Source organism: Flavihumibacter sp. CACIAM 22H1 (assembly GCF_001601815.1).
In the GTDB taxonomy this organism is placed as follows: domain Bacteria; phylum Bacteroidota; class Bacteroidia; order Chitinophagales; family Chitinophagaceae; genus Flavihumibacter.
On record NZ_LUKG01000087.1, the window covers coordinates 1 to 1,961 of the forward strand.

Sequence of the window (1,961 nt, forward strand, 5' to 3'; positions counted from 1 at the left end):
GTATCGGGCTTACCAAAAAAGAAGTGGAGCTTTTTTATAAAGTATTTTCAAAAGAAGCATTCTGGCCAACGATTTTTTCTTTTGTAGATAAAGCAAGTTTCAACCACGATCATTGGGAACACTATGTACGCATCAACCGGCTTTTTGCCGAAAAAACGGCCGGTGAAGCAGATTATGGGGCGAATGTATGGATCCACGATTATAATCTCTGGATGGTGCCCGGAATTCTACGCCAATTAAGGCCTGATCTGAATATTGCTTTTTTCCATCATACCAGCTTTCCACCGGCAGATATATTTAATATTATACCCTGGAGAGGTGATATTATCGGCAGTCTTTTGCAATGCGATTATATCGGCTTTCATATTCCCAGGTATGCCGAAAATTTTGTGGATGTGGTCAAAAGCCTGTTACCGGTATCGGTCTTGGAAGAACAAAACTGCACGGAGCGCTTCCTAAGCTATAGCTGCCCGCTGGGTATTGAAAAAATGCCCCGGCTGATTGAAGCAGGTTCAAGAAAGGTTAAACTGGGCGCCCACCCCATCGGTGTAAATACCCATTATATCAGGGATTGCTATGAAAAAGCGCAACGGAATAACCTGGTGCAACAGTTACGGAACCAGGTGGGGGAGAACAAGAAAATCATCCTGAGCGTGGAACGGCTCGACTATGTAAAAGGTCCGTTGGAGAAAATTTATGCCTTCCAGGAGTTCCTGGAAGAATACCCCGAGTTTCATGGCAAGGTAGAGCTGATCAATATCTGTACGCCGCCGGCCAAGGGTATGAAAATCTATGATAAAGTGCAGCAGGAACTGGAGCAGGCCATCGGAAAAATTAATGGAAAGTATTCCCGTATAGGCTGGACGCCCATTCATTTCTTCTTTCGATCATTTCCTTTTGAAGAACTGGTGGCGTATTACGCAGTTTCTGATATTGCCTGGATAACGCCCTTACGGGATGGATTGAACCTGGTAGCAAAGGAGTTTGTGGCGGTGCAGGGGCTTAAAGAGAAAGACAAAGGGGTATTGATCATTTCCGAGTTTGCAGGCGTATCGGTTGAAATGGGGTATGCATTGCGCACAAATCCATATGATAAACGATCGCTGAAAGAAGTGTTGTTACAGGCCCTGTTAATGGAGCCGGAAGAGCGCGATATGCGAATGGGGCGTTTATTCGATACCGTTCAGTATTTCGATATCAGTTACTGGAGCAATGATTTTATGCAGGAAATGGAGTCTATCAGATCATTACAATACCATTTTTGATAGCATACAGCACCAGCCCGATGCGGGTGGTGACGGCAAGCTTGTCGAATAGAACATCGCGATAGCTGTCGACCGTGCGAATACCAATGCCCATGGAAGCGGCAATTTCGCGGTAGGTCATTTCGGTACAGGCAAGGCGCAGGAATTCAATTTCCTTGTCCGAAAGGTTGGGCGTTTCATGGGAGGGCAAACCTATGTTTTGGCTATGATCGGCTTTGAGCCGGCCAGCCATTCGGGGGGTAAGGATTTCGTTCATATAAAATCCTTCATCCCGCAATTGTACCAGGGCCCGGTAAAACTGTTCGGGATGACTGTCTTTGATCATAAATCCGCGTGCACCCAGGCGAATCATGCGGATGAATACATAGTCTGCATCCAGCATGCTTAAAACCAGCATTTTGGTGCCGGGCATATGAGAATAGATCCATTTAGCGGTTTCATACCCGTTCATAACGGGCATGTTTATGTCCAGTAAAACGATGTCGGGTTTTCTTCTGGTAGAAACAAGCTCAATAAAATCTTTGCCGTTATTGGCCTGGATGGTTACTTCAAAGCCATCAAACTCGTTGATGATTTTAGCTAATCCATTACGCAGGAGTTTATGATCGTCGATCATGGCAATCTGAAGGTTGGCAGGCTGCTCTTTTTTCATAGAAAACAAATGTCTGGCAAATTCGGACAGCGAGACAAAATTTT

The 1,961-nt window shown here is 45.2% G+C and carries 2 protein-coding genes; one reads left to right on the top strand and one right to left on the bottom strand.

Features of this window, described 5'->3' with window-relative positions:
• Window positions 1-1,265, top strand: a 1,265-nt coding sequence (locus A1D16_RS18355) for a trehalose-6-phosphate synthase (protein WP_290712215.1), incomplete at its 5' end; no start/stop codon positions are given.
• Here A1D16_RS18355 and A1D16_RS18360 read toward each other — a convergent pair.
• A partial coding sequence (locus A1D16_RS18360; protein ID WP_290712217.1) for a response regulator transcription factor occupies window positions 1,240-1,961 on the bottom strand: 722 nt, incomplete at its 5' end. The genes A1D16_RS18355 and A1D16_RS18360 overlap by 26 nt on opposite strands.